This is a genomic window from Frigoribacterium sp. Leaf164 (genome assembly GCF_001423665.1).
Classification (GTDB): Bacteria; Actinomycetota; Actinomycetes; order Actinomycetales; family Microbacteriaceae; genus Frigoribacterium; species Frigoribacterium endophyticum.
The window spans coordinates 222,583-229,061 of record NZ_LMOX01000003.1 but is presented as its reverse complement, the minus strand read 5'-3'; the positions used below and the strand labels follow the sequence as shown (position 1 = coordinate 229,061).

At 72.8% G+C, this 6,479-nt stretch carries 8 protein-coding genes; 5 read left to right on the top strand and 3 right to left on the bottom strand.

The window, feature by feature from the left end; genetic code table 11:
- Positions 1–88: 88 nt before the first annotated feature.
- The 3 genes from ASF82_RS09120 to ASF82_RS09110 all read right to left on the bottom strand — a co-directional run bounded on the left by ASF82_RS09120 (position 89) and on the right by ASF82_RS09110 (position 2,511).
- Entirely contained in the window at positions 89–955 is an 867-nt protein-coding gene (locus ASF82_RS09120; protein WP_056056476.1) for a hypothetical protein, read from the bottom strand.
- A 60-nt stretch (positions 956–1,015) separates the two neighbouring features.
- On the bottom strand, positions 1,016–1,306 hold the full coding sequence (locus ASF82_RS09115; protein ID WP_082514516.1) for a hypothetical protein: 291 nt from the start codon (positions 1,304–1,306) through the stop codon (positions 1,016–1,018).
- A gap of 185 nt (positions 1,307–1,491) precedes the next feature.
- A complete protein-coding gene (locus ASF82_RS09110) occupies positions 1,492–2,511 on the bottom strand; it encodes an aldo/keto reductase (RefSeq protein ID WP_056056475.1) in 1,020 nt (339 codons plus the stop codon).
- Positions 2,512–2,607: 96 nt separating this feature from the next.
- On the opposite strand from ASF82_RS09110, the gene msrA reads away from it, so the two are divergent.
- The 5 genes from msrA to ettA all read left to right on the top strand — a co-directional run bounded on the left by msrA (position 2,608) and on the right by ettA (position 6,479).
- On the top strand, positions 2,608–3,135 hold the full coding sequence (gene msrA, locus ASF82_RS09105) for a peptide-methionine (S)-S-oxide reductase MsrA (protein ID WP_056056474.1): 528 nt from the start codon (positions 2,608–2,610) through the stop codon (positions 3,133–3,135).
- 49 nt (positions 3,136–3,184) lie between these two features.
- Positions 3,185–3,415 (top strand): hypothetical protein, encoded by a 231-nt coding sequence (locus tag ASF82_RS09100; RefSeq protein ID WP_056056473.1) that lies wholly within the window; start codon positions 3,185–3,187, stop codon positions 3,413–3,415.
- Between the two features lie 114 nt (positions 3,416–3,529).
- Positions 3,530–4,120 carry a single-stranded DNA-binding protein gene (locus tag ASF82_RS09095; RefSeq protein ID WP_056056472.1) on the top strand — a complete coding sequence of 197 codons (591 nt, stop codon included), beginning with the start codon at positions 3,530–3,532 and terminating at the stop codon, positions 4,118–4,120.
- A gap of 109 nt (positions 4,121–4,229) precedes the next feature.
- Positions 4,230–4,694 carry a hypothetical protein gene (locus ASF82_RS09090; RefSeq protein WP_056056471.1) on the top strand — a complete coding sequence of 155 codons (465 nt, stop codon included), beginning with the start codon at positions 4,230–4,232 and terminating at the stop codon, positions 4,692–4,694.
- Positions 4,695–4,793: 99 nt separating this feature from the next.
- The gene (ettA, locus tag ASF82_RS09085; RefSeq protein ID WP_056056470.1) at positions 4,794–6,479 is read left to right on the top strand and encodes an energy-dependent translational throttle protein EttA; all 1,686 of its coding nucleotides are present in this window, start codon (positions 4,794–4,796) and stop codon (positions 6,477–6,479) included.

Genomic DNA, 6,479 nt, shown 5'->3' with positions numbered 1-6,479 from the left:
GAGATCTTCGTGGTGCTTCTCATCTCCCGGTCGCAGGTTCGATCCCTGCCGAGGGCACCGTGAACAGCGGCCCTGCCGAGGGCACCCGCTACGCGTCGGGTGTCGTCCGGTCGCGGACCTGCGTCGCGCTGACCGGGTCGCCGTAGCGGTCGGTGTCGTCGTCTCCGTCGTCGGACGAGTCGCGCTGAGCGGGCATCGCCTCCGTGGGGGCCGACCCCCGGGGCCGCACGGGCTCGTGACGGGCCGGCGACGTCGGGCGGAAGGCGGCGTGCTCGTCGGTCAGCGGCGTGGGCGCCGTCGGCGTCCGTCGCTCCGGCACGAACGGCGTGACCTCGACGGGCTCGTCTGCCCGACGGGCGGGGGCGGCGGGGCCTGAGCCGGAGGCCGGTGCCGCTCTCTGCCCGTCGCGCTCGGCCTTCCAGTCGCGCTGACGCTGCTCGGCCTCGGTCGCCTGCTCGGCGTCCTCGTAGCGCCACCGCTCCAGGTCCGCCCGGAAGAGCTTCTTGGCCCGCGACGGGCGGCTCTGCCAGTCGAGCAGGCGGTCGCGGAACTCCGCCAGCGACTGCTCGGGCTGGTGGCCGTAGCTGGCGGAGTCACGCTTGATCTCGCCGAGCTGGTGCTCGGCCCACGAGGCGGCGAGGCCCGAGCCGGTCACGGGCAGGAGGCGCAGACGGACCTCCGCCTCCTGGGCGAGGTGGTCCGTGAAGGTGCGCTCCTCCGCCCCGAGCGAGCTCCACGTCGCCGCCTTGCGCGACGCCGCGACGATGCCTGCGATCGCGGAGGCCTTCGCCTCGTCGTCGTGCAGACGGACGACGCGCTTCAGGGCGGCCCTCCCGATCAGGGCGGCGACGACGCCGGCGACGAGGATCGCCACGAACGGCACCACCGCCTCGGAGACGACGCGCCACCCGTCATCGCTCTGGACCCACCGGACGAGACTGTTCCACCACTGCATGCGCGAACTCTACAGCCGAGGTCGAAGGTTGCCGGGGCCCGGTCGCGGGCGAGCCGCGGCTCAGGCGAACCGGAAGCAGTCGGTCGCGTCGCTGCGGCTCCAGAAGTCGCCGATCTCGACGAAGCGCCGCTGACGGGCCAGGAACCTCTTCGCCCGCCACCGGTCGCCCTGCGGGTCGTCGTGCCTCTCGACGTAGCCGAGCACCTCGCCCGAGGCCGTCGTGACGCGGGAGAGGTCGTCGCGCACCTGGACGAGGCGCAGGCCCCCGCGGGTCTCGGCGAGCGGGAGGTGCTGCGTCGCCGGACGCGTCGCCGGGGGCGTGAGGAGGGTGGTCGCGGAGGTGCTGGTCATGAGGTGCTCCTGAGGTCATCCGGCCGATGCTGTCGAGAACACGGCTGACGCTACGAGCTGCCACCGACATCGCCTCGACCCGGGGACGGGAGCCCGACGACGGCGCCGGGGACGGCAGGAGGGGCGGACCCGACCGGGCCCGCCCCTCCTCCGACGCCGAGCCCGTCAGGCCCGTGTCCGCTCCGTCAGCGACCCGTCCCGTCGACGGCGAACGGCTCGATGGCCGCGACCTCGTCGTCGGTCAGCTCGGCTCCGTGCAGGGCGTCGAGGCTGTCGTCGAGCTGGGCGACCGACGACGCACCGATCAGGGCGCTCGTGACGGCGGGCTGACGGAGCACCCAGGTCAGCGCGAGCTGGGCGAGCGACTGGCCCCGCGCCTCCGCGATGTCGTTCAGGCCCCGCACGCGCTCGAGGTAGGTCTCGCTCAGGGCGTCCTCCGTGAACCAGCGGCCCTCGGCCGCCCGCGACCCGGCCGGCGCCTTGCCCGAGAGGTACCGGTTGGTGAGCAGGCCGCCGGCGAGCGGCGAGAACACGATCGAGCCCACGCCGTTGTCGAGCAGCGTCTCGAAGAGCCCCTGCTCGGGCTTCCGGTCGAACATGTTGTAGCGCGGCTGGTGGATCAGCAGGGGCACGCCCTCGTCGGCGAGGGCGTCGATCGCCGCCTGCGTCTGCTCCGGGCCGTAGTTCGAGATGCCGGCGTAGAGCGCCTTGCCCTGGTGCACGGCGGTCGCGAGGGCCCCCATCGTCTCCTCGATCGGCGTCTCGGGGTCGGGGCGGTGAGAGTAGAAGACGTCGACGTAGTCGAGGCCCGTGCGCTCCAGGCTGGCCTCGAGCGAGTTCAGCAGGTACTTGCGCGATCCGCCGTCGCCGTAGGGGCCGGGGCGCATGTCGTAGCCCGCCTTCGACGAGACGACGAGCTCGTCGCGGTAGGGCACCAGGTTCGCGGCCACGATGCGGCCGAACTGCTCCTCGGCCGAGCCGTAGGGCGGGCCGTAGTTGTTGGCCAGGTCGAAGTGGGTGACGCCGCGGTCGAACGCGCGGAGGACGATGTCGCGCTGCGTCTCGAGGGCACGGTCGGTGCCGAAGTTGTTCCAGAGCCCGAGCGAGATGCGGGGCAGTTTGAGCCCGCTGCGACCGGTGCGGACGTAGTCCAGCTTCGAGTACCGCTCGTCGTCGGCGACGTAGGGGGTGAAGGGAGATCTCATGACCTCACCCTAGGGCCGGGCCCCGCCCGGGGGCCCGAGCGATCGGGGGACGGCGCCCCCTGGTCGATCGCGGGTCGGCGGAGTACCGTGCGCCCCATGACGACGTTCGTCCTGGCCGGTGGCTGCTTCTGGTGCCTCGACGCGGTGTACCGCGCGCTGGACGGGGTCACGGAGGTCGTCTCCGGCTACACGGGCGGCTCGTCGCCCGACCCCACGTACGACGAGGTCGTGACGGGCTCGACGGGGCACGCGGAGTCCGTGCGCGTCACCTTCGACCCCGCCGTGCTGCCGGCCGACGTCGTGCTCGACGTGTTCTACACGGTGCACGACCCTCGGCAGCTCGACCGCCAGGGCGCCGACGTCGGGTCGCAGTACCGGTCGGCGACCTTCGCGGCCGACGACTCCCAGCGCGAGGTCCTCGAGCGCGCCCGCGAGCGTGCCGACGCGACCTGGGGCGGCGGGGTCGTCACGACCGTCGAGCCGCTCGGCCGCTTCTGGCCCGCCGAGGAGGAGCACCAGGACTTCGCGGAGAAGAACCCCGGCCAGGGGTACTGCGTGGCGGTGGCGCGGCCGAAGGTCATCGCCGTCCGCCGCGCCTACGCCCGGTACGCCCTGGCCACCTGACCCGCCCCGCACGCCGTGCGGGGCGCCACCGAGAGAAGGGTGCTCGACGATGAGCGACCACATGACCACCGACCGGGTCGAGCTGACCGGGCAGTCCTGGCTGGCCCTCGGGCCCGCCGGAGCCGTCGGCTCCGTCCACCGCACGAGCCACGGCTTCACCGTGCGCCTCGCCGGCCGCGACGAGTTCAGCGGGGAGTACCCGACCCTCGCCGTCGCGAAGAGCGCCCTGTTCGCCGCGCTCGGGCCGGGCGCCGAGTACCCCGAGTTCCGCGAGCACTAGCCGGCGGGGGGAACCCCACTGACCGTCCCTCCCCGGGGCGGCCCGGGCCCGCGCCGTCCCCAGGGAGGCGCGGGCCCGGCCGTGGGGCCCGCCCGCCCTCGCGAGACTCCCGGCATGACAGACACCATCACCCTCACCGGCATCGTCGCCACCGACCCCCGACTCGTCACGACCGAGGCCGGGCTCGACATCACGAGCTTCCGCCTGGCGTGCACGCAGCGCCGCTTCGACCGGGCCCGTGACGCCTGGGTCGACGGCGACACGAACTGGTACACCGTCACGGCCTTCCGGGCGCTCGCCGCCAACGTGGGCGCCTCCGTCCACAAGGGCGAGCGGCTCGTCGTCACGGGCCGCCTCCGCATCCGCCCCTGGGAGACGAGCGACAAGTCGGGCACGACCGTCGAGGTCGACGCCGACGCGGTCGGCCACGACCTGCGCTGGGGCCGGTCGTCCTGGAGCAGGGCCCTCGCCTCCGCGACGCCGGCGGGAGTCGCGGCGGGGGACGCGCCGGCCCCCGCCGACCCCGAGGCGGTCGCCGGGGGCACCGCGGCCCCGGGCTGGGCGTCCGTCGCCGCCGCGCGCCCCGACGAGTCGTCGGCCGGCGGGGGCGCCGTCGGCGAGGACGGGCCCCTCGTCCCGGCCGGGGCCGGGGGAGGTGCGGGCTCCTCCGACCCCGCCGAGGGCGGCGACGAGCCGCCCTTCTAGCTCCGGCCGCGGGCGACCCCGCACCGTGCCGCCGGGGCCCGCGCCACCGGTGACCGCTACGATCGGTCGAGAGCGACCCGGCCCGGGTCCGCGGCGAGGAAGGTGCCCCGTGAGCCGATCGCGACCCGTCGCCCTCCGACTGGGCGTCGTGGCCCTGCTGGCAGCGGCCCTCACCGGCTGCACCACGGAGGCACCGGCCCCCGCGCCGTCGACCTCCGCCGCCGCGACCGCCGAGCCCTCCGCCGACCCGACGATCACGCCCGACTCGACGAGCGACGAGGCCTACGCGTACTTCGACCTCGTGGCTCGCGGGCACGTCGACGCGAACGGCGCGAAGGACGGGCGCTCGATGGTCGACACCCTCGTGGCCGCCGGCTTCGACAAGGCGGCGATGGAGGTCACCCCCGACTCCACGTCCATCGGCCGGGCCGCCGACTCCGTGCAGTTCTCCGTGCTCTGGGGCAGCGACTGCCTCATCGGCCAGACCAGCGGCGCGGGCTACAGCAGCCAGCTCGCCCCGGTGCTCGGCAACGGCAGCTGCCTCGTCGGCACCACCCGCGCCATCGACTGGTGACCACCCGCTCCTCCTCGCTCCGGCCCCCAGGGGGCCGGCCCCCGAACCTCTCCCATCCCGCCCCCGGCGCCTCACGGCTCGACCCATAGACTGGACACCATGGCCGAATACATTTACTCGATGGTCCGTGCCCGCAAGGCGGTCGGCGACAAGCTGATCCTCGACGACGTCACGATGTCCTTCATCCCGGGCGCCAAGATCGGCGTCGTCGGCCCCAACGGAGCCGGCAAGTCGACGATCCTCAAGATCATGGCGGGGCTCGACACCCCCAGCAACGGCGAGGCCAAGCTCTCGCCCGGCTACACCGTCGGCATCCTCATGCAGGAGCCCGAGCTCGACGAGACCAAGACCGTCCTCGAGAACGTGCAGGAGGGCGTCGGCCCGATCAAGCAGAAGCTCGACCGGTTCAACGAGGTCTCGGCCGCGATGGCCGAGCCCGACGCCGACTTCGACGCCCTGCTCGCCGAGATGGGCTCCCTCCAGGAGGACATCGACGCCGCCGACGCGTGGGATCTCGACTCCCAGCTCGAGCAGGCGATGTCGGCCCTCCGCACGCCCCCGGGCGACGCCGAGGTCGCGAACCTCTCCGGCGGTGAGAAGCGCCGCGTCGCCCTCTGCAAGCTCCTGCTGCAGAAGCCCGACCTGCTCCTCCTCGACGAGCCCACCAACCACCTCGACGCCGAGAGCGTGCTCTGGCTCGAGCAGCACCTCAGCAAGTACCCCGGCGCCGTGCTCGCCGTGACCCACGACCGGTACTTCCTCGACCACGTCGCCGAGTGGATCGCCGAGGTCGACCGTGGTCGCCTCTACCCCTACGAGGGCAACTACTCGACGTACCTCGAGAAGAAGGGCGAGCGCCTCCAGGTCCAGGGCAAGAAGGACGCCAAGCTGGCCAAGCGCCTCGCGTCCGAGCTCGAGTGGGTGCGCAGCAACGCCAAGGGCCGCCAGGCGAAGTCCAAGGCCCGTCTGGCCCGCTACGAGGAGATGGCGAGCGAGGCCGAGCGCACGAGGGTCCTCGACTTCGAGGAGATCGTCATCCCCGTCGGGCCGCGCCTCGGCTCGCAGGTCATCGACGCGAAGAAGCTGCACAAGCAGTTCGGCGAGCGCGTGCTGATCGACGACCTCACCTTCACGCTGCCCCGCAACGGCATCGTCGGCGTGATCGGCCCGAACGGCGTCGGCAAGACGACCCTGTTCAAGACGATCGTCGGCCTCGAGCCGCTCGACGGCGGCGACCTGCGCGTCGGCGAGACGGTCGACATCTCGTACGTCGACCAGAGCCGCGGCGGCATCGACCCGAACAAGAACCTCTGGGAGGTCGTCTCCGAGGGGCACGACTACATCCAGGTCGGCAAGACGGAGATCCCCTCGCGGGCCTACGTCTCGCAGTTCGGCTTCAAGGGGCCCGACCAGCAGAAGAAGGCCGGCGTCCTCTCCGGTGGTGAGCGCAACCGCCTCAACCTGGCGCTGACCCTCAAGCAGGGCGGCAACCTGCTGCTGCTCGACGAGCCCACCAACGACCTGGACGTCGAGACGCTCGGCAGCCTCGAGAACGCCCTGCTCGAGTTCCCCGGCTGCGCCGTGGTCATCACCCACGACCGGTGGTTCCTCGACCGGATCGCCACGCACATCCTCGCGTGGGAGGGCCTGAACGACGACGGCACCCCCAACTGGTACTGGTTCGAGGGCAACTTCGAGTCGTACGAGGAGAACAAGATCGAGCGTCTCGGCGCCGACGCGGCGAAGCCCAGCTCCGCCACGTACCGCAAGCTGACGCGCGACTGA